The sequence below is a fragment of the Rhizobium sp. KNZ14-9A genome, from assembly GCF_056755015.1.
Window position 1 is genome coordinate 1,277,771 of sequence record NZ_JBPGXB010000004.1, and the last position, 25,530, is coordinate 1,303,300.

The following is a 25,530-nucleotide window of genomic DNA, read 5'->3' on the forward strand; positions in this document are numbered from 1 at the left end:
CCGGCTCACCGCTCGACTGCAAAAGGGCGCATGCCTGCAAGGATCGTGCGTACGCAATGAATGTTCGGATCGTTCTGCGAAGCGACCGGAACACTGATAACTGGCCCCAGTCCACCTGTAACGATCCGTACCAGGAGATCGGCGAGGTCGGCAACCGCGGGCAAAACATCCGGAAAGTCGACCGATGGAACATTTTCCCCAAGAATGAGATCGCGCGCGTCGGCAAGCATGGCCTTGCCCGGCCTCGCATAATGTTTCCGTGTCTGATCATCGCGCGCACCCGATATCGCGCCAGCGCGGGCCGCCAGTGCTTCAAGCAAGGCGCCGAACGCCGCCTGATGGAGATCGGGGCCGGCACAATAACCTTCCGTCGGGAGGGCCAGGATGGCTTCGCCTTCGCCAGTTTCAATCGTCTGGCACCAGACGACCGGGACCCGTGCTGGTGACGGCGCATACCAGAAGGCAGCCGATATTCTATGCTCGGCGATGCGCGACAGAACATCCCGAACTGCTGAGCCCAACCCGGACATCGGTAGCCTCATTCGGTCCATGAAGCCATGGGTTTCGAACGCGCGAGCCATCGCGTCACGCTCTAGGCACTCCAGGAGTCCGTGCCGCAAGGCGCCGAAGTCTGACCGGTGGCATGCAAGGCCTGTCGTGCTGCGCAGAAAGATGCCGTCACGCGGTGGTGGCGGATCGGTGTAGATCGTATGCACGAGTTCAAACGGAACGGGCGTGGGAGTGCCTGTTGCCATATCAACGCCCATGATCCAGGCGATCTCGCGGTCATACCAATTTGTGCGGGAAGCATGAAGGCAGAAACCATCGAAAGATTCAGCGCCGATCCCCAGCCTTTCTGCGGTCGACAGGAAGACACGGGAGGTAGGAATCGCCTCGGCGTAGAAGCGCTCGAGCGATTCCATGATTGCTCCGACTGCAGCAGACGCTTTGGACATCCCGCGGCCGAGCGAAGTGACTTCCGACAACGCCGCCGGTCTTATAGCCTGGATGATTGGAAGCCCGATCCGGTCGAGGCCAGTCAGATCGGCGATGCGTGTGATCCTGGCGTGACGGCAGAGCGGCAACAGGGAACGGAAATAAGCCGCCGCCTCCTCAGGGTCCGAGTCCGGAGATGTAAGAGAGGCGCTTCCGTCCTTGATCCCAGCATAAAATGCCGAGAGCATCTCGTTCGTGGATGCCGGGCAAACATCAGAACTCGCCAGCAAGGCCAAGCTCCTTCACCGACCGTTGCGCCCGGTGCAGCAGGGCAATCGCGCCCTGTTCTTCGGCGATGGTAATCGCGGTCCTCAGATCCGAGAGGAGAGCCGGCTTTTCAGCCTTGGCGCTCGATAGTAGCAGTGCGCGACGGCGGTGGAGTTCGGCGAGCCAGTAACCATGGCCTGTCGCCCTCGCTTCACGAATAGCGTCGGTGGCGACCTCAATGGCTGCTTCATACTTGCGTGCATGACCGAGCATGGTCGCATGCATGTAGAGATAGATCGGCAGGTCGGCGACGGTTCCTAACTCCTTCAGAAGCGCCAGGCCCGCGCGAAACATCTCATGACCGCGAGCCAGGTTTTCGACATGCGCTGTCGCCCATCCGCGAAAGAGCATTGCGAGTGCCGACAGGGATTGCAGTTCATGCTTTTTCGCAAAATCACCCATCCTGCCGGAAATCTCGACCAGACGAGCATGGTCGTTGCGATAGAATGCCGATACTGCCTCGGTATCCAGCGAGTGCGCCTTGCTCGGCATATGGGCGATGCTGTCCACAAAGGCGACCATGTCGGCAAGCGCCTTGCTGGAAGCCTCGGTCTGACCCGTCAGCCAGAGGGATAGCGCCAACTGTCCGAGACCACAGACCTTCGCGTCATGGCCGCCGAAGACATTGCGGCTCGCCTTAGCCGCCTCATCGTCGTAAAGCGCAAGCCCCGCCCGTATCGCATTTTGGGCGTCCTCCTGTCTTCCGACATTAAACTCGATCGCCCAGATCGAATGATTGACCTGGAGTTCGATCTCGCGATCGGCAATTCCTGACAGCATCACCTGAACTTCACGGGCGCGACTGCGCATCTCCATGAAGTTCTGGCCGGTCAGCCACCAGCCCCAATAGACTGGAAACCACTTGGGCTGATCTTCTTTCGCTTGGCGGCGTGCGACCTCGACGCCTTTTTCGTAAAGGATTCGTGCTGGTGCCGAGTTGGGACCGACCGTTGCCGTCAGGAGCGGTCCGAGCTCGGTCAAAACCGAGAGGTACAAGCCATCGGCAGCACTTCCGGGCATGCTCTCACACAGCGCCAAGGCGCGCTCAAAATGGTGGCGAGCCTCCACCATTGCCGAACGGCTGGCATGTTCCTTTCCGGCCGTTATGAACAACGAAATCGCATGCTCCCGAAGGCCCGCGGACTCTGCGTGCTGGGCGAGTGCGCCCGCATCCAGCCAATTGGCGATCGGACGATTGCTGTTTGCGGCTGTGAACAGGCGCCGGTGAAGAAGCTGGCGTTGCGTTTTAAGCAGACCGTTATAGATCGTCTCCTGGATCAGAGCATGGCGAAAGCCATACGCGACACCGCCATGAGCACGCATGCGGGTCAAAAATCCGGTCTCGCAGAGCGTTTCGGCGGCATGCAGGAGAGATTTCCTGCTCGCATCCGGCAGCAATGCGCGAAGCAGCGAAATGGTGAAACGATCACCTGCCACCGCCCCGGCGCGCGCCACGTCTCTGGCCGAACCCAGATGTTCGAGCCGAGAATCCAGGATTCCTTCAAACGCCGAAACATGAGTGCGGGACGGATTTGGCGGCACGCGCATCACGTCTTCGGACGCGATCTCAGACGCCCACTGACATATCTCCTCGATGAACAGCGGCACACCGCCGGATATGCGTTCGGTTACTTCGAGCAGTTGCGGTAGCGCGTCCTGACGATCCCTCGGCCAGCGCGCGGCAATCGCCAGTCGTGTTTCATCGTGATCGAGCGGACCGAGCGAAATATGTTCCGGCCGGTCCCCGTCGAACATGCCGACATGGGAACCCGGCCGGCAGGTGACGATCAGCAGTACGGGAAGCGTGGGCACAAGCCGGGCCGCTTCACGCAGCAAATGCTCGGAAGTAGGATCGATCCAGTGAATGTCCTCGACCGCAATGACCAGCGGCGTTTGCTCGCAGATGACGCTCAATGCTTTTGACAGGGCCTGTCGTGCGCGTTGCTGTATCGCCTTGGGGGAACTGTCGGAGAGAGCTTCATTGCGCCTTTCCGCCCCGAGCAGATAAGAAAAAATGTCGATGACTTCGGGATCCTGGATGCCTTGACGCGCAAACTGAGCGGCGACCATATCCATCGTCAGCCGACCGCCACCAGCGGTGTCGGACTGGGCCTGGGGAAAACTGTTGAGCAGCGGGTGAAGCGTGGAGCGAACCCCTCCTGGCAGGCATTGAAAGAGCAGCGATTTTGCGGGCTGCGTATGGATCATTTGCCGGACTTGTCGAAGCATCCGCGATTTGCCGATACCGGCCTCGCCGGTGATGACAACGACCTTGCCTTGGCCGCCGACGGCTGATTTCCACGCTTTCCCGATCTGCTCAAGCTCCCCGACGCGGCCAATGAACGTGCTGTCCAGCCTTCCGAAGGCGTGGAACCGATCGACCTCCCGTTTATGGCCAATTGCTCTCCAGACGTTTTCTGGCTCCGAGAAGCCTTTCAATAAGCGGGCGCCTTCCGATACGAAGGCGTGCGAACGGCCGGCGAGGTTTCGGGTTTCGTCCGAAACCAACACGGTATTTGGCCGGGCAGCGGCCTCGAGCCGCGTCGCAAGAGCGAGTGCTGCACCCGTGACGGGCTCATGTATCCAGTTCTGCAGCTGCGCCTCCCGGATCAAGGCAACAGAGGTCGCGACGCCCACGCGCACTTGCATATCGTCGCGACGGAAATCGCGGGCGAGGCGCTGGCACGCTTCGATAATTCCAAGGCCGGCGCGGATCGCGGCCGATGCGGCATCCCTCGGTCCGAGCTCGATCGGGAAAAGCGCCACTCCCCCATCCCCGGCCTCGACCCGGATGACGCCGGAATGCGCATTGATAGATTGGCGCGCCGCCTGCAGGAAGGCAGCCATCAGATCCTGATAGTCTTCGATATCCATCAGATTGAAGAGATTCGTAGAGCCGACCAGATCATAGCAAAGCGCGGTCACGACCCGCCGCTCGCCGTGATTTTCAGAAGAGCGGCTATCGCCTGTCGAGATGCTTGCAGACCGCCCTTGCTTATCGATTGGCGCGTCGCGAGTCATACGCGGCTCCTGCCCTCAGATATCGATAATCATATCCGTCAAAGCGAACGATAACACACGTTATCCGCATTGTCGGCGGACAAATGTACGATCTCCAGCGGCTCTGTTTAGATCGGATCGAACGGTTAAAATGAAAGCGGCGGCCGAGAGGCCACCGCTAATGAAGTCGGGTCAATTTAACGCGCTGAAGAGCGAGTTTAAGCGACGTTTGCCTGCCGCTTCGGCAATTTCCAGCCGGGGCGGGCAAAATGGCATGTGTAGCCATTTGGAATGCGCTCGAGATAATCCTGATGTTCCGGTTCGGCTTCCCAGAAATCGCTTACGGGAACGACTTCCGTCACGACCTTGCCTGGCCAAAGGCCGGAAGCATCCACATCGGCGATCGTATCTTCGGCCGTCTGCCGCTGGTTTTCATCTGCGTAGAAGATTGCCGACCGATAGCTTGCGCCAATGTCATTGCCCTGGCGATTGCGGGTCGACGGATCATGGATCTGGAAGAAGAATTCCAGAATATCGCGATAGCTCGTCTTTTGCGGATCGAAGATAATCTCTATCGCTTCGGCATGGTTGCCGTGATTGCGGTAGGTTGCATTGGGGACTTCACCGCCCGTGTAACCGACACGCGTTGAAACAACGCCGGGCAGCCGTCGAATAAGGTCCTGCATTCCCCAGAAGCAGCCGCCAGCAAGTACTGCACGTTCTGTTGTCATGGACATGTCCTTTCCAAATGTGCGCAAGATGGGCGGGAATCGTCAGGTGCGCTCCGCTGACGCCTATATGGGTATTCGGCTCAATGATCGCCAGTCCACTGCGGCGGCGTCGGGATCTTCCCTGAAACACATTCCGGTTTCCAGCAACTCGTCCAGCTCAAAGCATAATTTGCGCCGAACGAGATTGACCAGCAAGAAAAGTCAAAGCACTCTGAATCAATCGTTGCGCCGTCCGGTCATCCGGGCGGCGTTTTCTGGTTCGTGATTTCTGGCACCGCCTCTCAAAATCAGCCACGGGCGTCGCACAGGGGGCGTTTAAACATGGCACCAGAAAGACGGATGACCCTGGAGCTTGATAGGGAAACATTTCAGCGGATCGTCCAAAACCTCGATCCCAGCTTTATCGCCGGCGGCTTTTCCCGTCTGCACGGCGGCAGTACGGAAGTCTACAGGATCGATCTTGCAGGCGCGAACCGCGAACCGCTGGTGCTGAAAATCTATCCCGACGAACCCGAATGGGGGCCGGCGAAGGAGAGGCTTGTGGCGGGTTGGTGCGCGGAGCTGACAGCGCTCGTTCCAAAGTGGCTGGAGATCGACGAGTCGCGAAGCCTCTTGCCGCTGCGCTACGCCTTGCTGCCGCTGCTACCCGGCCGCTCGCTGCGTGACTGGATGGCTGAGCCGGATATTGAGAATGCTTACCGCCAGATGGGAGAATTGCTGAGACGCATCCATGCAATGCCAATGCCTGCCTATGGCTACGTACTCGGCCAAGGGATCCACAGACCGATATCAACGAATGCGGACTATATGACGTCAGCGTTCGAGGACGTGTTTCGGCGCTTCCGCCATTTGGGCGGCGATGCCGATCTCGGGCGCAGTCTGCAACAGCTGGCAGAAGGAAACTTCGGCCTTCTGCAGGAAAGCAGCGGTGCCGTGCTCTGCCACGACGATTTTCACCAGGGCAATGTGCTGGCCCTGCGTGGCGACGTGGGCCGGCTTCAGCTCAGCGGGCTTGTCGATTTCGGCAATGCACGGGCAGCAGACAGGCTCTTTGATCTTGCCAAGGCCCTCTTCTGTTCGGCACATGAAGACCCGCGCAGCTATAGACCCATTCTTGAAGGCTATGGTCCGGTCGATCATCCCGATATCGACCGGACGCTTTGGCTCTATACGCTTTTCCATCGGGTCAGCATGTGGTGCTGGCTGACGAAGCTGGGCGTGGATCCGGCGGCCGAGAATGGCCCCGGCGGATTGATCCGGGACCTCCGCAGGATGGTCACAGGGCCTGACCCTTGGTATGATCAGGCATGACGGCCCGCGCAGCTACCAAAGAGGATGCTAACTGGATTGCGAAACTCCTCGTGCAACGATGGGGTAGCACAACGGTTATCGCTCACGGCGAAGCCTTCGACTTGCTGACGCTTCCGGCGCTGGTGGCCGACCCCGAGCGCGGGCTGGCGACGTATCGGCTAGAGGGCAACGACGCAGAATTGATGTCGCTGGACGCGGTCTCTCCCGGCCAGGGTGTCGGTACCCTATTGATCGAAGCCTTGGCCGATGTTTTGCGCGAGCAGGGTATTGGGTGCCTTTGGGTCATGACGACCAACGACAACCTCGCAGCACTGCGCTTCTACCAACAGCGAGGCTTCGAGCTGCGGCGGGTTCGACCTGGCGCAGTTCATGAGGCACGAAAACTGAAGCCCACCATTCCCGATATCGGCAATCACGGGATTCCGATCCGGGATGAAATCGATTTGTGCCGCCCGCTTCTTTGAACGGGACCGGCCAAGTGCTCCCAAAGTCTTGGGCTCTTCAGCGCTCTGCTATCGATCGGGCAATGCTGACGGCCTCGATGCCGATTTGACGCAACAGGCCCGTGGAGGCCGCGTTGAATCCGCAGAAATACAGGCCGTCATTTCCGGGCTGGAGCTCTCCTCTTTTCGGCCTTTCCGCGCCCTCAAACCTCTCGGCGAAATCAGGCAATATCGTCTCCAGCGAGGGCCGATAGCCCGTCGCCAGGATGATCGCATCGAAATCCGCCGATCGGCCATCGGCGAAATGCACTTGCTGACGATCCGAGCTTTCAATGCCCGGATATATCCTGATCTTGCCAGCTCTGATCTCAGCCAGGGTTCCGATATCGATCAGGGGCGTGCGGCTTTTCTCGGCAATACCGGTCAGAGGACCCTTGGCGGATTTTTGCAGCCCCAGTTTTCCCATGTCGCGATAGCGCAAGCGCAGGAATGGTGCATTGACCGCGTCAGCGAATCCGTATGGAAAATGCTGTTGTGCGATGGCGATTGTCGCGGTTGGAATTCCGAACATTTCCAGCGGAACGATGTTTATCGGCCCACGCACCGACATGCCGACCTCAAGACCCGCCTCAGCGCATTCGAGCGCGATCTCGCCGGCCGAATTGCCAAAACCAACGACAAGCACCCTGCGCGCGCCGAGTGCTCCCGCATTGCTGAACTCGGAGGAATGCAGGAGCTTTCCGGTGAAGCTTTCCTGGCCTTTCCAGACCGGCTTTATGGGAGCTTTGGAAAGCCCGGTCGCGATCACGACGGTTTCGGCCTCCAAGGCGTCTCCGTCATTCGTCTCGACGATCCAGTCTTGGCCCTGCCTGACGCTGATGACGGATTTGCCAAACCGTATACTGATATCGTTGGCGCGCGCATAGGCTTCGAAATAGTCGATCACCTGCAGTCGCGACGGATATCTTGGAAACGCCCTCGGCATGGGCATTCCGGGCAGCCCTGAATGCGCCTTGGCGGTGTGCAGATGCAGCCGGTCATAATGCCTTCGCCACGAGGCAGCCAGATTATCCGCACGTTCGAGGATTATAGAGGAGCGGCCGTTGGCCCCGAGCGCTGCCGCACAGGCGAGCCCGGCGGGGCCTGCGCCGACAATTACTGTGCCCGCAACGGTCATGAGCCCCTCCCTGCCCATTTAACGTGGCAGGAAGGGTACATCATAATCGTAATGCCAGACAGCAGCTTAGACGATCACGCAGCCAGCGTTATCCTCGCGCGGGATATTCGCGCTCCATCTTATTTTGCAAACAGGTTTTTGAGCTGCGACGGCTGGCAACGGAGATATTGATTGGCCGCTTTCACCTGCCCGCCGAGCTCGGCGGCTGCGTGCCACGGCCATCGCGGATCGTAGAGGATGGCGCGAGCAAGCGCGATGAGGTCTGCATCGCCCGTCGCAACGATTGCCTCGGCCTGCGTCGGCTCGGTGATCAGGCCGACGGCGATGACCGGCATTTTTACGGCGCTTTTGATTGCCCGGGCGAGCGGCACTTGGTAGCTCGGGCTGATCGGGATTGCCTGAGAGGGATGCAGGCCGCCGCTCGATACATGGATGGCATCGCAGCCTCTCGCTTCGAGCATCCTGGCAAATTCGACGCTCTCGGAAATCTCCAGACCGCCTTCGACCCAGTCTGTGGCGGAAACGCGCATCGTCACCGGCCGATCGGAGGGAAAGGCATCCCTCACCGCATCGAGAACCTCCAGCGGAAATCGAGCACGGTTTTCCAGCGAGCCGCCATATTCGTCAGTTCGCTGGTTCGATAAAGGCGACAGGAACTGGTGCAGCAGATAGCCATGGGCGCCATGGATCTGGACGGCATCAATGCCGATTTTCGCAGCCCGCCGCGCGGCAGCTGCAAAGGCATCGCGGACACGCTTCATGCCATCGCGGTCGAGTGCAGTCGGCGGCACATAGTTCGGGTTGAAAGCGACAGAGGAAGGCGCTTCGGTCTGCCATCCGTTCGGATCGGTCGGCGAAAACTGACCGCCGCCTCTCCAGGGAACCTCGGTCGAGGCCTTGCGGCCGGCATGCGCCAATTGCACGGCAATCGGCATATCCGACCATTTCCTGATGCTTTCGAGCGTACGAGCCATCGCGGCCTCGGAAGCGTCATCGTAAAGTCCGACATCGGCAAAGGTAATGCGTCCTTCGGGGACGACAGCGGTCGCTTCGATAGTCAGCAATGCCGCGCCGGAAAGCGCAAGCTGTCCGAGATGGATCAGATGCCAGTCCGTCATGCAGCCGTCGACGGCCGAATACTGGCACATGGGCGCGATCACGATTCGGTTGGCGAGTTCGAGATTGGGCACGGAGAAGGGGGTAAACAGGACGGGTTGGGGCATGACGTTCCTCGAAGCAGTATTCGGTTGTCTTGGTTTATAGCACTCAGTCGGATCTTTGCGACGGTTAGCAGAGCCTCCCAATGTCAGGAACTGTTCTTTGGTGTGGGTCCGTTTTGCGGAGAGGCTTCGCGAGGTAGCTTCGTCCGATTGTTGCGTCAGGGGGAAGAAAGCCTTCAGCAGAATGTCAGTTCAGGCTGGCTGCGGCCGGGTGTATTGCTCCGCCAACAATATTCCGTCTGCGAACGGCCCCGCCTACCAAGCGTCAAGCAATATCTGCCGGCAGGCTCCAAACGGTGACCGAAGAGACGATGGCTATCGCAGCCTATGGAGAATGGCTTGAGCAAGAACCTCATCACTCCCCTGGTGCGCATACAAATCGAACTTGCACTTGCAAGTTCGAGAAGCGATTTCGACGCTCTTCGATCCCTGGAGCTCGAGGCGAAGCAAATGGCGCTAAGTGGAGCTGAAATCGACGCTGCAAAGCGCGGAGGCAGTTTCGACCTGTTTGTCGAAATCGCCGTCAAATTCGCGCTAGCGATAGAAGCCGGTGACGGAGCGGCAGGCGCCCTCGGAAGTCGGCAATTGAAGGCTTTCGGCGCTCCCGACATCGCTTCGGAACTGCGAGCCCTCGTCAAGAAGCTGAAGCCGTCGACGGCGAGATCAAAAGCCGGACGTTCAGCGGCTTGCGCTATGGGCCCGATAGATTGCGATCGGAATAAAAGCGTTTAAATCTCTGTCAGGGACTTAAGCTTTTGAAGACAGTGTGAACCGCATGGATCGATGGCAGGCAATGAGGGTCTTCGTGAAGGTCGCGGAGGCCGAGAGCTTTGCAGACGCAGGACGGCAACTCCACATGAGCCCTCCCGCAGTCACTCGCATGGTGTCTGCCCTGGAAGATATCATCGGTACGCGCCTGCTGACGCGCACGACGCGGTCCGTCAAGCTGACGGAAGCAGGTGCCCAGTATTTTGCAGACTGCCAGAGGCTGCTCGCCGATCTCTCGGAGGCGGAAGCTGCCGCAGCCGGCGCCTACGGCAGACCGACGGGCACTCTCACCGTCACTGCCTCTGCCATGTTCGGCACAATGTTCGTCCTGCCGCTAATGACCGAATATCTGGATCTCTACCCTGATGTGATCGGTCGCGGCCTGTTCGTCGACCGTGTTGTCGGCATGGTCGAAGAAGGTATCGATGTCGCGATCCGCATCGGTCATCTGCCCGACTCCGGCCTCACCGCGACGCGCGTCGGCCAGGTGAGACGCGTCATCTGCGGATCCCCTGTCTATTTTGAAAAGCATGGCGTTCCGATGACGCCCGGCGATCTGTCGAACCATCGCATTGTCGCCTCTACCAGTGCGTGGACGTCGCTCGAATGGCGTTTTGGTGTGCACAGGAAGTCAACCGTCCACGTCAGTCCCCGTCTCTTCTGCAGCACCAACGAGGCTGCCATCTCGGCGGCTGCTTCCGGCTGGGGCCTGACGCGCGTTCTGTCCTACCAGATTGCGCCGCAGCTTGAGGCCGGCGAATTGCGCACGATCCTGGCTGAGCATGAGGAGGAGGCTTTGCCGATCCATGTCGTCCATCCGGAAGGCCGGTATGCTTCGGCAAAAGTGCGAAGCTTCATCGATTTTTCGGTGGAAAAGCTGAGATCCAACAGGCACTTCAATTGATAACTAAAGGCCCGCGTATTCATCTCTGAATGCGCGGGCCTTCATGTAGGCGATTGTTACTTTGCGATCTTGCGATCGAGGAAATCGCGGATGAGGGGCGCCATCTCATCCAGCTTGTCTTCAAGGGCGAAATGACCTGTGTCGAGGAGGTGCGTTTCAGCGTCCGGAAGATCACGCAGGTAAGGATGTGCGCCGACCTCCGGGAAGATCTTGTCGTTCTTGCCCCAGACGATCAACGTCGGCGGCTTGCGTTCGCGGAAGAAGGCCTGGAACTGCGGGTAGAGCGGGACGTTCGTGCCGTAATCGTGGAAGAGGTCGAGCTGGATATCCTTGTTACCCGGCCGGTCGAGCAAGGCCTGATCGTGAACCCAGTTGTCGGGGCTGATGCGGGTGAGGTCCTTGACGCCGTCCGTGTACTGGAACTTGGTGGTATCGAGGACTACCAGATTGGAGAGCGCCTCGCGCTTCTCCTTCGAATCGTCAGCCCAGTAGGCCTTGATCGGATCCCAGAACTCGCGCAGGCCTTCTTCATAGGCATTGCCGTTCTGGACGATCAACCCGCTCACCCGTTCCGGATGCTTGAGAGCCAGACGGTAGCCGACCGGTGCGCCGTAATCCATGACATACATGGCGTATTTCTTGGCGCTGAGTTGGGTCATCAGCGTATCGACCATGTCGGCATAATGGCTGAAGGTGTAGGCGAACTTGGCGTGATCGGGTGCATCACTCTGACCGAAGCCCGGATAGTCGGGCGCGATGACGTGATAGCGATCTGCCAGCAGCGGAATGAGGTTGCGGAACATGTGCGAGGATGTTGGGAAGCCGTGCAGAAGCAGGACGACCGGGCCGTCGGCCGGGCCGGCTTCACGATAGAACATGTCGACGCCATCGATCTTGGCCGAACGATAGTGCACTGTCACCGGCACCTGCTGGGTGATCGCAACCTGCTGGGCAGGAGCGGCGACGGCTTGGGAAAGGGGAGCGATGCTGACGGTTGCCAGCATCAGGGAAAGGATCAGTCTGTTCATCTCAGTTCTCCGTTTTGACAAATTCACCAACAGCCCTTGCTGGCCTGGCACCAACATAGCCATTCACCGGAATCCGTTAATCGGCAGAACGTGGAAGGTATTATTCCACTTACAGGAAGAATTCGCAGTCCATTACGGGCGGAATCGCGATCAGCCAGCGGTGACGGCGCAGAACCACCTGTGCATATGCAAACCAGCTAACTGTTTCTTCACGCCAGGCAGATAGTTCAAGCAGATGATGATCTGTTCTGAGGGCATGATGACCTTGGGTGACACGGAAGCGATGTTGCAAATGGCGCAGCTGATGGAAGCTGCGGGCGTCATGGTTGCGGTCTACGACCAGGATGACCGGTTGCGTTTTACCAATCGCGCATTTCGCGATGCCTGGTTTATCGCAGAGGACGAACAACCACTCTGGTCCGAGCTGATGCGGCGCAATTTTAACGCCGCCGCGGAACGATTGTTGCCGCGGCTGACTTTGAGAGCTGGCTGCTGTCGACGCTTGCCCGTCGAGGCAAAAGCGGATTTCGCGCCTTTGAGACCGATCTTCATGACGGCCGATGGTTGTGGATGACCGAGACCATGCAGACCAATGGCTGGATGCTCTGTGTCGCAAGTGACGTGACATCGATCCGCTCCGATCAGAGGACGCTGCGGCAAGATCGCGACAGCGCGATCAAAGCCTCCCAGACCGACGAGCTGACCGGTATCCCGAGCAGACGTTTCGTCATGTCGAAGCTTGAGGAGCTGGTACGCAGCTATGGCAACCAACAAGAGAAGGTCGGTTGCCTCGCGGTTCTGGACATCGACAATTTCAAGTATATCAATGACCGCTTTGGCCATACTGCCGGCGATGCCGTTCTCAAGGATTTCGCGGCCACGCTGCAGAAAATGGTGCGCAAAACGGATATTCTCGGTCGCGTCGGCGGCGAAGAGTTTGTTTTGGTTCTTCCGAACACGGTTCCCGAGGAAGCGGTAGAGATCGTCAATCGCATGCTGGTTGCCGTCAGGCAGTCTCGCCCGCTGGCTGACCAGCTCAGCTTCCGCTACAGTTTTTCTGCAGGTATTGCCTGTGTCATGAGCGGAGACTATGCCAATGATATCTATCGCAGAGCCGATCTGGCGCTCTACGCGGCCAAGATGAGGGGCCGCGACCAGATCAGCATCGATCCCCATGCGCACCCGCTTGGGCGACAGACATCATAGCCAGGCCGCCAGTCGGGCCATAAGCCAGGGAGTTTCAATGGTCGAAAAGATTGCGCCCACCTCGCCCACGGCAGCCTCCTCGGCCACACACGTGAACCACAGCACCTCCATCGGCTCCGAACCTGACAATGCCTGGGTCGCCGAGCGACAGGCAAAGATCACCGCCGGCAATGGGAAAAAAGACGATCACCATACCGCCGGTAGCGATGAAGATCGTATCGATGCGGATGATGATCCGGCAGCGGATCGGCATCTGGACCATCATTCCTCCCACCCCCATGCAGAGGCTTCCGATCCGGACGAAGAACGCCTGTCCGGCGAAAGCGAACGTATCGGCAGCGGCAACCTGGATGAGGATATCCCATTCGGCGACCATGTCGGATACCTGTAAGTGATTGCGATCACAGACTGACAAGCCCGACGCGCCTACCTCCGATCAGAAGCCGGCTCATCGTTGATACCAGTTCATCTCTGCTCATCGGCCCTAGACCTGGTCAACGATAGCTGAGAAAACCTTTTCTCACTTGACAATTTTACAGGGAAAAGCTTTTCTCATCGCAAGTTCGATGGAGGAGTTGCTGGACACAACAGGAGGAAAAAGAGACCGGATCACCATCCACGATGTCGCGGCTGCCGCTGGAATCAGCATCTCGACGGCATCGAAGGCGCTGAACGATACGGGGCGGATGGGACTGGAAACGCGCGAGCGGGTCAAGCGCATTGCGGCGGAGATTGGGTACAGGCCGAACGCTTTGGCGAGAGGCCTGCTCAGCAAGCGTAGTTTCACGATCGGGCTTCTCACCAACGATACCTATGGCCGTTTTACCCTGCCGGTCATGGCAGGCATATCGGATGCTCTCGTCGACCATGGCGTTTCGGTCTTTCTGTGCGCGATTGAGGAGGACCCGGCGCTGGCGCAGATTCATGTCGAGGCTATGCTCGACAAACAGGTTGATGGCATCATCGCAACAGGAAAGCGTCTGGATAGACGGTTACCGGTCGATCTGTCGAATTTGAATGTGCCTGTGGTCTACGCGTTTACGGAAGGAGCGCCCGGAAGTGTCACCTTCCGCTCCGATGATGCGCAGGGCGCGCGGCTTGCCGTCGAGTGGCTGGCAAAGCTTGGGCGCAAGCGGATGGTGCATGTCACCGGACCGGAGAATTTCTTCTCGGTGCGCGAGCGTGCCGATGCCTATCGCAGGGTCGCGGGAGAAGAGCGGCCGGTCCTGTTCGGGGTCTGGTCGGAAAGCTGGGGCCACGAAGCCGTCGCAAGATTGTGGAGCGGCGGCGGCGAAAGGCCCGACGGCATCTTCTGCGGCAATGATCAGATTGCGCGTGGCGTCATCGATGCACTGCGCGAACGCGGCATCAGGGTGCCGCAGGATGTTTCGGTGGTGGGATTCGACAATTGGGAGATTGTCGCCGCCCAGACGCGACCGCCGCTGACGACGGTGGATATGGAGTTGAAGGAACTGGGGCGGCAGGCCGGATTGACGGTTCTGGCGCTTGCGGAGGGACGCTCGGTGGAGCCCGGCATCAGGAAATTGCCGTGCCGTCTCGTCGTGCGGCAATCATGCGGGGGTGACACCCTCGGAATATAGCAACGGCGCGAAGGAGACGCGCCAACTTGGGAGGAGAGCCATGATGAAGCGTCTATTGGTGGCAACCGGTATTGCCACCCTCTGCCTGGTCTCGACAGCCTCGGCTGCCGAAAAGATCGAAATGTGGGTCCGCACAGGCATCGGCGATGCCTTCAAGAAGGTTGTCGAGGCCTATAATGCGAGCCACGAAAACCAGGTGGTCACGACCGAAGTGCCCTTCGGCGAACTGGTGCAGAAATATGCAACGGCAATCGCCGGCGGCCAAGCGCCCGACGCCCTGTCGATGGACCTGATCTATAACCCGGCCTTCGCCGCTGCGGGCCAGCTCGAGGACCTGACGGACTGGGCAAAGAGCCTGCCCTATTTCAATTCGCTGTCGCCATCACATGTCAAACTTGGCACCTATCAGGACAAGATCTACGGCCTGCCGCTGTCGGTCGAAACTTCTGTCTTTGCCTGGAACAAGGACCTCTACAAGAAGGCCGGCCTCGATCCTGAAAAGGCGCCCACGACCTGGGAAGAAATCGAAGCCAACGCCGAGAAGATCCGCAAGCTCGGCGACGATACTTACGGCTTCTACTTCTCTGGCGGCGGCTGCGGCGGCTGCATGATCTTCACTTTCACGCCGCTCGTCTGGGGTGCAGGTGCCGATATCCTCTCGGAGGACAGCAAGACCGCTACGCTCGACACGCCGCAAATGCGCAAGGCCGTCGGCTTCTATCGCGATATGGTCAAGAAGGATCTCGTTCCGGCAAGTGCTGCGAGCGATAACGGCACGAGCTTCCTGAGCTTCACAAACGGGAAGATCGGCCAGCAGAGCCTCGGCGCCTTCGCCATCGGTACGCTGGTTACCCAATATCCGGATATCAACTTCGGCGTGACGCTGATCCCCAGCGTCGATGGCAAGACTTCGTCCTTTGCTGGCGGCGACAATTTCGTCATCACCAAGGGCACGAAGAAGATCGATGCCGTCAAGGAATTCCTCGAATACATCTATTCGATGGACGGCCAGAAGGTCATGGCGAAATACGGCAGCCTACCGACACGCGGCGACATTGCCGATCAGGTGCTTGCCGGGCTCGACCCCCGCATGCAGGTGGGCCTGAAGGCGATCTCCGTTGCCAAGACACCCTATACGCTGCAGTTCAACGATCTGATCAACAGCGCCAACGGACCCTGGGCGACCTTCACCAACGCCGCGATCTTCGGTGATGACGTCGATGGCGCATTCTCGAATGCCCAATCCGAGATGCAGTCCATCATCGACAGCGGCCAATAACTCTCCCGGCCGTGGCCGGGGGACGGTGGCAGTTCCCCGGCCGATTCACAGGTTGAAGAAATCGTAAAATGCGGAGGTTTCGATGACCGGTTCCGGTCCGCAGCGCATCCGCGCTGTCCGAAAACGGCGAAAGTCGCAATGGCGCGGCTTTCTCTACATTGCGCCGGCCATGGCGCTCGTCATCGTCTTCTTCGTTATGCCCGTGCTGTTCACCGGCTGGATGAGCTTGCATAATTGGCCGCTGATGGGCGCCTCGCGCTGGATCGGCTTTGCCAATTATACTCGCATGTGGAACGACAGCCGCTTCATGGCGGCCCTGAATTTCACCGCCTATTACACCGTCATCGTGACCATCGCGATCTTTGCGATCGCCTTCCCGCTGGCGATTTTCGTGGAGAAGGAGCGCCGCTTCGTCAGCACCTACCGGACGATCATCTTCCTGCCCGTCGTCGTGGGGCTCGCGACGGCCTCGCTTCTCTGGGTCTGGCTTGCCAATGTCGATAGCGGCTTCTTCGGCCCTGCCCTTCGCGCCCTCGGCCTCGTCGAGCGAAGCCCCAATATCATGGCGAGCTTCGACACGGCGTTCGCAACGATCATCGTCATGGTCGTCTGGAAGATCGCGGGCTTTACGATGATCATCCTGCTAACCGGCCTTCAGGCCATTCCGTCCGAACTGACGGAGGCGGCCCGCATCGATGGGGCCGGACGCTGGCAGCGCTTCCGGCACCTGACCCTACCGCTGATGCGAAAGACGATTGCGCTGGCGCTGATCGTCTCGGTCACCGGCTCGATCCTCGCCTTTGACCAGTTCTACATCATGACGTCGGGCGGGCCGCAGAACAAGATGATCTCGGTCGTCTACTACATCTTCAACCAGTCCTTCGTGTCCTTCAATCTGGGCTACGGATCCGCCCTTTCGATCGTGCTTTTGGCGATCTTGGTTGCGATCTCCATCGTCCAGCTCTGGCTGCTGCGCGTCGGGGAGGAACGCTGATGATCTCCTCACGGGAACGCCGCGCCCGCAAGCGCTTCAGATCGCAATCGGCCTATCATGTCGCCGGCATCGCCATCTCGATCTTCTTCCTGGCGCCCTTCATCATCACGCTACTCGCCTCCTTCAGGCACGGTACGGAGTCGAGCCTGCCGCCATTGCCGCCATGGCCGACAACAGGTGTCAGCTTCGATGCCTATGCACTGCTCGATACGTTCGGCGCCGGCATCTGGCAGCACATGATCAACTCGCTCTTCGTTTCGCTGGCAACGGTGCTGCTGACCGTCGCTGTCAGCCTGCTCGCGGGCTACGGCTTCTCGCGCTATCGTTTCCCGCTGAAGAATGCGCTTTTCGTGCTGATCATCGCGACGCTGATGATCCCGTTCCAGTCGATCCTGACGCCGCTCTTCATCATTCTGGCGAAGCTCGGTCTCAACAATTCGCTGCTGGGGCTCACCCTCGTCTATGTCACGCTGCAACTTCCCTTCTCCGTCTTCATGATGCGCAATGCCTTCGATGCCGTGCCGAAGGAGATCGAGGAAGCAGCCCGCATCGACGGTGCGCGGGATCTGAGACTGCTGATCCGCGTACTTCTGCCGCTCGTACTGCCGGGTATTGCGACGGTCGCGATCTTTGCCTTCCTGAATGCCTGGAACGAATTCCTGGCCGCCCTCGTGCTGCTCTCCAGCAACGAGAAATATACGCTTCCCGTCCTGATGACGGCGGTGCGCGCCGGTCGCCTCGGCGCCATCAACTGGGGCGCGGTCCAGGCCGGCGTCGTCGTCATGACGATCCCCTGCCTGATCGTCTTCCTGCTCCTGCAACGCTACTACATGCGCGGGCTGATGGCCGGCGCGGTGAAATGATGATCTTTCAACGAAATGGATGAAGCCATGAACAAACTGAAGAGAGACCGCCAGTTCCGTCCCCTGCCCGTGCCGAGCGTCGAGTTGCAGGTCCTGTTTGGCGATCGCCAGGATGCGATCTGCGATTCCACGGCCGAAACGCTGCTCGACCGCTGTGTCAAGGCGGGCATGCTGCAGGCGATCGACGTGACCCAGCCAAGCCCCGGCGTGGTTATTCCAATTGGCCCCTGGGGCGGCACGACGCAGATGTTCTGGGACAGCGATCTCGGCAAGTCGATCGAGACCGTCGCCTATTCGCTGTATCGGCGGCCCAATGCGAAGCTCGAAGCCCGCGTCGATGAGATCATCGACATGTATGAGAAGCTGCAGGACAAGGACGGCTATCTGAACGCCTGGTTCCAACGCGTGCAGCCGGACCGGCGCTGGACGAACCTGCGCGATCATCACGAACTCTATTGCGCCGGGCATCTGATCGAAGGCGCCGTCGCCTATTACCAGGCGACCGGCAAGAAGAAGCTGCTCGACATCATGTGCCGCTATGCCGATTACCTGATCACGGTCTTCGGCCACGGCCCCGACCAGATGCCAGGCTATTGCGGCCACGAGGAAGTCGAGCTGGCGCTGGTCAAGCTGGCGCGGGTCACGGGCGAGAAGAAATATCTCGACCTTTCGAAGTTCTTCATCGACGAGCGCGGCACTGAACCGCATTTCTTCACCGAAGAAGCGACCCGTGATGGCCGGAGTGCCGCCGACTTCCACCAGAAGACCTATGAATATGGCCAGGCACATGTGCCGGTGCGCGAACAGAAGAAGGTCGTCGGCCACGCGGTGCGCGCCATGTATCTCTATGCGGGCATGGCCGATATCGCCACCGAATATAATGACGACACGTTGACGGCTGCACTCGAAACCCTCTGGGACGATCTGACGACCAAGCAGATGTACGTCACCGGCGGCATCGGCCCAGCCGCATCCAATGAAGGTTTTACCGATTACTACGACCTGCCGAATGAAAGCGCCTATGCCGAGACCTGCGCCTCGGTCGGCCTCGTCTTCTGGGCAAACCGTATGCTCGGCCGCGGTCCGAACCGACGCTATGCCGATATCATGGAGCAAGCGCTCTACAATGGCGCCATGGCCGGCCTTTCACTCGACGGCACCCGTTTCTTCTATGAGAACCCGTTGGAAAGCGCGGGCAAGCATCACCGCTGGATCTGGCACCATTGCCCCTGCTGCCCGCCGAACATCGCCCGTCTGCTCGCCTCCGTCGGCTCCTACATGTATGCGATCGCCGAGGATGAAATTGCCGTCCATCTCTACGGGGAAAGCAAGGCACGCTTCGATCTCGCCGGCGCCAAGGTCGAGCTTTCGCAACAGACCCGCTATCCCTGGGATGGCGCGATCCATTTCGACCTGACGCTCGATCGTCCCGCGCGTTTCGCGCTTTCGCTGCGCATTCCGGAATGGGCTGAGGGTGCTGCGCTCTCCGTCAACGGCGAAAAGCTCGATCTTCAATCCGCTGTAGTGGACGGCTATGCCCGGATCGAACGGGATTGGAAGAGGGGCGACAAGGTCGATCTGTCGATCCCGCTGGTTGCCCGCAAGCTCTTTGCCAATCCACTGGTCCGCCAGGATGCCGGCCGCACGGCGCTGATGCGCGGCCCACTCGTCTATTGCGTCGAGGAGACAGACAATGGCGAGGGGCTGAATGGCATTACCCTTTCCGCCGATGTCTCGCAGGCGAAGACATCAGAAATTGCCGGTCTTCGCGGGGCGGTCGCTCTCGATCTCCCCGTCAACCGCGACGCGGCCGACTGGGGTGCTGCGCTCTACCGAACCTCTCCGCCGGCCGCAAAGCAGGCAAATGCACGTTTCGTGCCCTATCCTTTCTGGGATAATCGCGAACCGGGCGAGATGCTCGTCTGGGTCAGAGCGGGCGAGGCACGCGGTGAATAACGTGGCGGATACGGGCGTCGTTCTGACAGAAATTCGCAAGAGTTTCGGCAATCTGGAAGTCATCCATGGCATTGACCTCACCATTTCCGAGGGATCCTTCGTCGTTTTCGTCGGCCCCTCGGGATGCGGGAAATCGACCCTCCTGCGCATGATTGCAGGGCTGGAGGATGTCACCGACGGCGAGATCGAGATCAAGGGACGCAACGTCACCGATCTCGATCCCTCCGATCGCGGCATCGCCATGGTCTTCCAGTCCTACGCGCTCTATCCGCATATGAGTGTGCGCGACAACCTCGCCTTCGGCCTGAAGATGGCGAGAACGCAGGCATCGGAGATCGAGGCCCGCGTCAAGGCGGCCTCGGCAATCCTGAAGATCGATCACCTCCTCGATCGCCGGCCGGGCCAGCTCTCCGGCGGCCAGCGGCAGCGCGTGGCGATCGGCCGCGCGATCGTCCGCAAGCCGGATGTCTTCCTTTTCGACGAACCGCTGTCGAACCTCGACGCGGAACTGCGTGTCTCCATGCGCATCGAAATCGCCAGACTCCATCGCGAGCTCGGCAATACGATGATCTATGTCACGCACGACCAGACCGAAGCGATGACACTCGCCGACAAGATTGTCGTGCTTCGTGATGGGCATATCGAACAGTCGGGAACGCCACGCGAGATCTACGAACGGCCGAACAATGTCTTCGTCGCGGGCTTCATCGGCTCCCCGCGCATGAACCTGCTCGAGGCAAGCTGGGCAGGTGACGGCACCATCCTGGTGGCTGGAAATCGCATTCGTTCGCCGATCGGCGGCGCCAATCTAGCGGCAGGCCAGAAGATTACCCTCGGCGCGCGGCCGGAGCATCTGAGTATCGTCTCGGGACGTGAGGATCATGTGTTGCGGGCCAGGGTTGATTTCGACGAGTATCTCGGCGGCACGCAATTCCTCTATTGCCAACTTGGCGACGGTCAGCCCCTAACCGTCGAGTACAGGGGATATTCCGTTATCGAGACCGGCAGCCAGCTCGCCTTCACGTGCGATCCCGCCCATCTGCACGTCTTCAATGCCGACGGCATGCGGCTCGACAAATAAACGCAGGCAGCTGTAGGCTGCGTCCTGTTCGCTCGAACCGGTCCCAAAGGCTTGAATAGATTTCGAGGTGATGAGCACCGGACGATCGGGACAAGTCTTTCGCTGGAGGACAGCACTCGCCTGTCGCGTTGCATTGATCGTTTTCCTGGATTTCGAGGCCTCGTCCCTCAGCAAGAAAAGCGTTCCCATCGAAATTGCCTGGGTGTTCGAAGACGGTCGCTCGCGCTCGGCCCTGATCCGACCCGCCGCCGACTGGGACGACTGGGCGGCCGATGCGGAAGCAATCCATGGGATTTCTCGGGAGTTGCTTGCATCGGAGGGCCTGCCGGTAGAGCAGGTCGCCAGTGAAATGGTCGAGGTTTTGACCGGGCACGATCTCTATGCGAGCGCCCCTTCGTGGGATGGGAAATGGCTGAGCGTTCTCCTGCGCGCCGCCGGCTTTCCTCGGCATGCCCTCCGGCTTGGTAAATCACGTGACGCCTTTATGGCCGTAGCGCGTGAATTAACGGGAGCGACCATCACGGAAACAGAGCTATCGAAGCTCATCGACGGCATCGTCGAGGAAAGCAAAGCGGCAATCCCGGCGCATCGCGCATTGGCGGACGCCACGCTTGAGCTTACCCGATGGAAGCTTGTCCGCGAGGCGGCCAAGAAGCGGATGGCGACAGGCGGGTAGAGGTCAGCGTTTGTGAAAGCTCTCGGTCACCCAACGCGAAAAATCCGCAGCCGGGGGCGCAAGACGGTCGAAGCTGCGGGCGACCAGCCAGTAGGCGCCATTCGGAACGGTGAGGTCGAAGAGCTGACGCAAGCGGCCAGCCCGGATTTCCTCCTCGGCAAAGGCTTCATCCAGGAGTGCAACGCCCTGGCCGCGCAGGGCCGCCTGCAGCACGAGCCCGTCATCAGCATAGACTGGCCCCCTCGCCGTCTCGGGCATGGCGATGCCGGCCGCCGCGAACCACCGGCTCCAGGCGTCGCGGGTTTCCTCATGCAAAAGCCCGTAAGTAAAAATGTCATACGGAGAGGAGATGGGTGGGCCACGCTCCAGAAGATTGGAGGCGATCACCGGCACCATGCGCACATCGATAAAGTGCCGGCTTTCTGTCCGTGGCCATGCGGTGACGGTGGCGCTGTGCCTGATCGCGATCTGCGCCTGGCCCGTACGGAATTCGATCGTCCGCGGATCGGCATCGAGCGATATCTCGACGTCAGGATGAAGTTTGCGAAATTCCGGCAGCCGCGGCACGAGCCAGCAAGCGGCAAAGGAAGGTTCGACGCTGACTTTCAGATCCGCAGACACTGAAGCTCTGCGGATATCGTCCAGGCACTCATCGATCCGGTCGAAGGAAGGCGTGAGCACGGCAAGCAGCTTCCGGCCGCTTCCAGTCAGGATGACACTTCGATGGCGCCGCTCAAAGAGCGGCTCGCCCAGTAGCTGTTCCAGCTCGCGGATCTGCCGGCTGACGGCCGCCTGCGAGATGAACAGCTCCTCGGCCGCAAGCGTGAAGCTCTCGAGCCGTCCCGCGACCTCGAAACTGCGCAATGCCGTCAGCGGCAGCCGACCACGTTTCATCCCATAACCTCAAGTCATCCGAAGTCGACGATAAGCTCGTTTGAAGACCGGGCGCAAGGGGAAGAGAACAACAGGAAAAGGAGAGAAGCCATGTGGAAGCAAATCGTCTCCATCCTGATGGATGCCATTCGCCTTGTCACCTTCGCATCGGACGGCAAAAATAACCGGCGGCGCCGGGACTGCTGAACGCTCACGCAGCTTATCGGGATTTTCGCGCATTCATAATCCTGCACCGAGGTCTATATAGACCTCTCCTTACTTGAGAAGCAGGAGCATCACTATGCAGAAGCGCAAACTCGGCAGCCAGGGACTTGAAGTATCGGCCATCGGCCTCGGATGCATGGGCATGAGCCAGTCCTACGGCCCGGCAGATGAGACGGAATCGATCGCGACCCTTCACCGCGCCATCGAGCTCGGCTGCACTTTCCTCGATACGGCCGAGGTTTACGGCCCCTATAAGAATGAGGAACTTCTCGGTCGAGCTCTCAAGGGCCGTCGTGACGAGGTGACGCTGGCCACGAAATTCGGCTTCCGCATGAAAGACGGCAAGCAGGTTGGCGCCGAGCGTGACAGCCGGCCGGAAACCATTCGCAGTGCCGTCGAAGGCTCGCTCAAGCGTCTTGCCACCGACCACATCGACCTCATCTACCAGCACCGCGTCGATCCAGCTGTCCCGATGGAAGATGTCGCCGGCACGGTCGCCGAGCTTGTCAAGGAAGGCAAGGTTCGCTACTTCGGCCTCTCCGAAGCCGGTGTCGCAAATATTCGCCGCGCCCACGCCGTCTACCCAGTGTCGGCCGTGCAAAGCGAATATTCGCTGTGGGAGCGCAATCTGGAAGCCGACGTGATTCCGGCGTTGAGGGAACTCGGCATCGGCCTTGTGCCCTTCAGCCCGCTCGGCCGCGGCTTCCTGACCGGCGAGGTCAAGCGCGCCGAAGAGTATCCGGAAGGCGATTTCCGCCGCGGCGACCCACGCTATCAGGGCGAGAACTACGATGCGAACGTCCGCGCAGCCGAGGCGGTGCGTTCGGTCGCATCCGCGCTCGGCGTCAAGCCCGGCCAAGTGGCGATCGCCTGGATCCTGCACAAGGGCAGCGACTTCGTGCCGATCCCCGGTACCAAGCGCCGCACCTATCTGGAAGACAATATCGCCGCCGCCTCCATCGCGCTCAATGCCGAGCAGATGAAGGCGCTCGATGAAGCGCTTGCCCCCGGCAAGATCTCGGGCAAGCGCTACAACGACACGATCATGTCGACCATCGATCGCTGAGGGGGGTCACACGTCGATGTCGGTCGACAGCGTGATGTCCTTCTGCGCTTCCAGCTCGGCAAGACGCTCGTTCAGGGCCTTGCGGATCGACTGATAGGTCGTGCTGCCGAGCGCGAGCCGCTTTGGCGCCGGTTGCTTTTCGGCCGCCGCGATCATCGCGTCGGTCATCTTCACGGGGTCGCCCAGGATCTTGAACGAGCCGTCAGCAATTGCCCTGCGTACCTGGCCGGCCGGCGTGTCCTCATAGATATCCAGCTGCGGCGGCCTGACGAGGCCGGCGCCAAAATCCGTGCCCGCCGGCCCCGGTTCAGCAATGATGATGTCGATGCCGAAGGGGGCGACCTCTTGCGCCACAGCCTCGATGAAGCCTTCGATCCCCCATTTGGTCGCGTGGTAGAGACTGAAATTCGGATAGGCGATCTGCCCGCCTTCCGAAGCGACCTGCAGGATGCGACCACCGCCCTGCTGACGCAGATGCGGCAAGGCCGCCCGGATCACCTGGATGGAGCCGATCAGGTTGGTATCAATCTGATGGCGGATCTGTGCATCGCTCACCTCTTCGGAGGCGCCGAACAGGCCATAGCCGGCATTGCTGACAACGACATCGATGCGTCCCATCTGTTCGAAGGCGGCGTCGACGACTGCATGAACGGCCCGGTCATCGGTGACGTCGAGGGTCGCGACCCAGAGCCGTTCGCCATACTGCGCTTCAAGGTCAGCCAGGGCTTCGCGCTTGCGCAGGGTTGCGGCGACGCGATCGCCGCGCGCCAGCAGTTTCTCGGTCATGATCCGGCCGAAACCGGAGGATGTGCCTGTGATGAACCACGTCTTTGTCATCGTCTCTACCTTTCTGGCGCCGCTGGATCGCGGCTTGATGACAGCAAAGATAGAGACGTTTATTGATGTGATAATCCGTTCAAATCTGTATGAGTTGTTGAAAAATACCCATGAGTTATCGACCGACGCTTGATGACCTCAATGCCTTCTCGGCAATCGTCACCCACCGCAGCTTTCGCAAGGCTGCCGGTGAACTCGGCCTGTCGCCTTCGACGCTGAGCCACATGATGCGCAATATGGAGGCGCGCATGGGCGTGCGCCTGCTGCATCGCACGACACGCAGTGTTGCTGCCACCGAAGCCGGCAAAAAGCTTCTCGACAGGCTGAAGCCGGTCTTGCGCGATCTCGATCTGGCGCTCGATGCCATCGGCGAATTCGGCGGACAGCCGAGCGGCACGCTGCGCATCAACGCCAGCGAAATTGCCGCCCGCGTGCTGTTGAATGCCGCCATTCCTCTCTTTCTCGAACGCTATCCGAAGATATCGCTCGATATCGTCACCGAAAACCGGCTGGTCGATATTGTCGGCGAGGGCTTCGATGCCGGCATCCGCCTGCGGGAATCTGTGCCGCTTGATATGATAGCGGTCGAATTCGGCGGCGAGGCACGTTTCCTCGCGGTTGCCTCATCAGCTTACTTGAAAAACCACAAGCGACCCAAGACGCCTGAAGACCTCAGGCGCCACCGCTGCATCCGCCTGCGTATGCCGAGCGGCAAACTCTACCGCTGGGAATTTGAGAAACACGGCCAGGAAGTGACTATCGAGGTATCGGGTGCGCTCACGCTCGATCATGTGGAACTGATGGCGGAAGCGGCGGTCAAAGGGCTCGGCATCGCCTACGTGCCGGAAAGGGTCGCGCGGCCCTATCTTGCGAGCGGTGAGATTATCTCTGTGCTTGACGACTGGTGTCCGTCGATCCCTGGACTCTGCCTCTATTATCCCGGTCACAGGCATGTGCCGCAAAGCCTCAAGGCTTTCATATCCGTGCTGACGGAGGTCGAGCGGCAAGGTGCTTAGCCTCCCCCGCGC

General features: G+C 59.8%; 21 protein-coding genes and 1 pseudogene. 14 read left to right on the forward strand and 8 right to left on the reverse strand.

Going from position 1 to position 25,530, the window contains the following annotated elements; translation table 11 throughout:
• Window positions 1–5: 5 nt before the first annotated feature.
• The 3 genes from ACR9ZQ_RS36240 to msrA all read right to left on the reverse strand — a co-directional run bounded on the left by ACR9ZQ_RS36240 (window position 6) and on the right by msrA (window position 4,994).
• Window positions 6–1,184, reverse strand: a complete 1,179-nt coding sequence (locus tag ACR9ZQ_RS36240) for a YcaO-like family protein (protein ID WP_481430983.1) — start codon at window positions 1,182–1,184, stop codon at window positions 6–8.
• A 25-nt stretch (window positions 1,185–1,209) separates the two neighbouring features.
• The gene (locus ACR9ZQ_RS36245; RefSeq protein WP_481430194.1) at window positions 1,210–4,284 is read right to left on the reverse strand and encodes an ATP-binding protein; all 3,075 of its coding nucleotides are present in this window, start codon (window positions 4,282–4,284) and stop codon (window positions 1,210–1,212) included.
• Window positions 4,285–4,481: 197 nt separating this feature from the next.
• A complete protein-coding gene (msrA, locus tag ACR9ZQ_RS36250) occupies window positions 4,482–4,994 on the reverse strand; it encodes a peptide-methionine (S)-S-oxide reductase MsrA (protein ID WP_025668763.1) in 513 nt (170 codons plus the stop codon).
• Window positions 4,995–5,315: 321 nt separating this feature from the next.
• Here msrA and ACR9ZQ_RS36255 point away from each other — a divergent pair, with 321 nt between their 5' ends.
• Both ACR9ZQ_RS36255 and ACR9ZQ_RS36260 read left to right on the forward strand, forming a co-directional pair.
• Window positions 5,316–6,305: an aminoglycoside phosphotransferase family protein gene (locus ACR9ZQ_RS36255; RefSeq protein ID WP_481430195.1), complete on the forward strand. Its 990-nt coding sequence runs from the start codon at window positions 5,316–5,318 to the stop codon at window positions 6,303–6,305.
• Window positions 6,302–6,769 carry a GNAT family N-acetyltransferase gene (locus ACR9ZQ_RS36260; RefSeq protein WP_481430196.1) on the forward strand — a complete coding sequence of 156 codons (468 nt, stop codon included), beginning with the start codon at window positions 6,302–6,304 and terminating at the stop codon, window positions 6,767–6,769. The genes ACR9ZQ_RS36255 and ACR9ZQ_RS36260 overlap by 4 nt, the downstream gene beginning before the upstream one ends.
• 37 nt (window positions 6,770–6,806) lie before the next feature.
• Here the strand turns inward: ACR9ZQ_RS36260 and ACR9ZQ_RS36265 are convergent, their stop codons facing one another.
• Together ACR9ZQ_RS36265 and ACR9ZQ_RS36270 are read right to left on the reverse strand one after the other, a co-directional pair.
• On the reverse strand, window positions 6,807–7,925 hold the full coding sequence (locus tag ACR9ZQ_RS36265) for a flavin-containing monooxygenase (protein ID WP_481430197.1): 1,119 nt from the start codon (window positions 7,923–7,925) through the stop codon (window positions 6,807–6,809).
• Between the two features lie 119 nt (window positions 7,926–8,044).
• Window positions 8,045–9,148: an NADH:flavin oxidoreductase/NADH oxidase gene (locus tag ACR9ZQ_RS36270; protein ID WP_481430198.1), complete on the reverse strand. Its 1,104-nt coding sequence runs from the start codon at window positions 9,146–9,148 to the stop codon at window positions 8,045–8,047.
• A gap of 772 nt (window positions 9,149–9,920) precedes the next feature.
• Between ACR9ZQ_RS36270 and ACR9ZQ_RS36275 the strand changes: the two genes are divergently transcribed.
• Complete coding sequence (locus tag ACR9ZQ_RS36275; protein ID WP_481430984.1) at window positions 9,921–10,817, forward strand: LysR family transcriptional regulator; 897 nt, start codon at window positions 9,921–9,923, stop codon at window positions 10,815–10,817.
• A gap of 56 nt (window positions 10,818–10,873) precedes the next feature.
• Here ACR9ZQ_RS36275 and ACR9ZQ_RS36280 read toward each other — a convergent pair whose 3' ends face one another.
• Window positions 10,874–11,845: an alpha/beta fold hydrolase gene (locus tag ACR9ZQ_RS36280; RefSeq protein WP_481430199.1), complete on the reverse strand. Its 972-nt coding sequence runs from the start codon at window positions 11,843–11,845 to the stop codon at window positions 10,874–10,876.
• 259 nt (window positions 11,846–12,104) lie between these two features.
• Here ACR9ZQ_RS36280 and ACR9ZQ_RS36285 point away from each other — a divergent pair.
• The 9 genes and pseudogenes from ACR9ZQ_RS36285 (at window position 12,105) to ACR9ZQ_RS36325 (ending at window position 21,501) form a co-directional block, all read left to right on the forward strand.
• Window positions 12,105–13,051 (forward strand): annotated as a pseudogene (locus tag ACR9ZQ_RS36285) (GGDEF domain-containing protein).
• 37 nt (window positions 13,052–13,088) lie between these two features.
• Window positions 13,089–13,442 carry a hypothetical protein gene (locus ACR9ZQ_RS36290; protein ID WP_113323718.1) on the forward strand — a complete coding sequence of 118 codons (354 nt, stop codon included), beginning with the start codon at window positions 13,089–13,091 and terminating at the stop codon, window positions 13,440–13,442.
• 175 nt (window positions 13,443–13,617) lie between these two features.
• On the forward strand, window positions 13,618–14,652 hold the full coding sequence (locus ACR9ZQ_RS36295; RefSeq protein WP_481430200.1) for a LacI family DNA-binding transcriptional regulator: 1,035 nt from the start codon (window positions 13,618–13,620) through the stop codon (window positions 14,650–14,652).
• Window positions 14,653–14,692: 40 nt separating this feature from the next.
• Window positions 14,693–15,931, forward strand: a complete 1,239-nt coding sequence (locus tag ACR9ZQ_RS36300; protein WP_481430201.1) for an ABC transporter substrate-binding protein — start codon at window positions 14,693–14,695, stop codon at window positions 15,929–15,931.
• A gap of 82 nt (window positions 15,932–16,013) precedes the next feature.
• Window positions 16,014–16,925 (forward strand): carbohydrate ABC transporter permease, encoded by a 912-nt coding sequence (locus ACR9ZQ_RS36305; RefSeq protein ID WP_025669883.1) that lies wholly within the window; start codon window positions 16,014–16,016, stop codon window positions 16,923–16,925.
• A complete protein-coding gene (locus ACR9ZQ_RS36310; protein ID WP_481430202.1) occupies window positions 16,925–17,788 on the forward strand; it encodes a carbohydrate ABC transporter permease in 864 nt (287 codons plus the stop codon). Before ACR9ZQ_RS36305 ends, ACR9ZQ_RS36310 begins: the two co-directional genes overlap by 1 nt.
• A gap of 27 nt (window positions 17,789–17,815) precedes the next feature.
• Window positions 17,816–19,744 carry a glycoside hydrolase family 127 protein gene (locus tag ACR9ZQ_RS36315; RefSeq protein ID WP_481430203.1) on the forward strand — a complete coding sequence of 643 codons (1,929 nt, stop codon included), beginning with the start codon at window positions 17,816–17,818 and terminating at the stop codon, window positions 19,742–19,744.
• A 1-nt stretch (window position 19,745) separates the two neighbouring features.
• Complete coding sequence (locus ACR9ZQ_RS36320; protein ID WP_481430985.1) at window positions 19,746–20,825, forward strand: ABC transporter ATP-binding protein; 1,080 nt, start codon at window positions 19,746–19,748, stop codon at window positions 20,823–20,825.
• Between the two features lie 133 nt (window positions 20,826–20,958).
• The gene (locus ACR9ZQ_RS36325; protein ID WP_310382729.1) at window positions 20,959–21,501 is read left to right on the forward strand and encodes a 3'-5' exonuclease; all 543 of its coding nucleotides are present in this window, start codon (window positions 20,959–20,961) and stop codon (window positions 21,499–21,501) included.
• Window positions 21,502–21,504: 3 nt separating this feature from the next.
• On the opposite strand, the gene ACR9ZQ_RS36330 is transcribed toward ACR9ZQ_RS36325, so the two are convergent.
• Window positions 21,505–22,395 (reverse strand): LysR substrate-binding domain-containing protein, encoded by an 891-nt coding sequence (locus tag ACR9ZQ_RS36330; RefSeq protein WP_481430204.1) that lies wholly within the window; start codon window positions 22,393–22,395, stop codon window positions 21,505–21,507.
• Window positions 22,396–22,675: 280 nt separating this feature from the next.
• Between ACR9ZQ_RS36330 and ACR9ZQ_RS36335 the strand changes: the two genes are divergently transcribed.
• The gene (locus ACR9ZQ_RS36335) at window positions 22,676–23,665 is read left to right on the forward strand and encodes an aldo/keto reductase (protein ID WP_481430205.1); all 990 of its coding nucleotides are present in this window, start codon (window positions 22,676–22,678) and stop codon (window positions 23,663–23,665) included.
• Between the two features lie 6 nt (window positions 23,666–23,671).
• On the opposite strand, the gene ACR9ZQ_RS36340 is transcribed toward ACR9ZQ_RS36335, so the two are convergent.
• Window positions 23,672–24,502 (reverse strand): SDR family oxidoreductase, encoded by an 831-nt coding sequence (locus ACR9ZQ_RS36340; protein ID WP_113323710.1) that lies wholly within the window; start codon window positions 24,500–24,502, stop codon window positions 23,672–23,674.
• 110 nt (window positions 24,503–24,612) lie between these two features.
• Here ACR9ZQ_RS36340 and ACR9ZQ_RS36345 point away from each other — a divergent pair, with 110 nt between their 5' ends.
• Window positions 24,613–25,518, forward strand: a complete 906-nt coding sequence (locus ACR9ZQ_RS36345) for a LysR family transcriptional regulator (RefSeq protein WP_481430206.1) — start codon at window positions 24,613–24,615, stop codon at window positions 25,516–25,518.
• Window positions 25,519–25,530 lie beyond the last annotated feature (12 nt).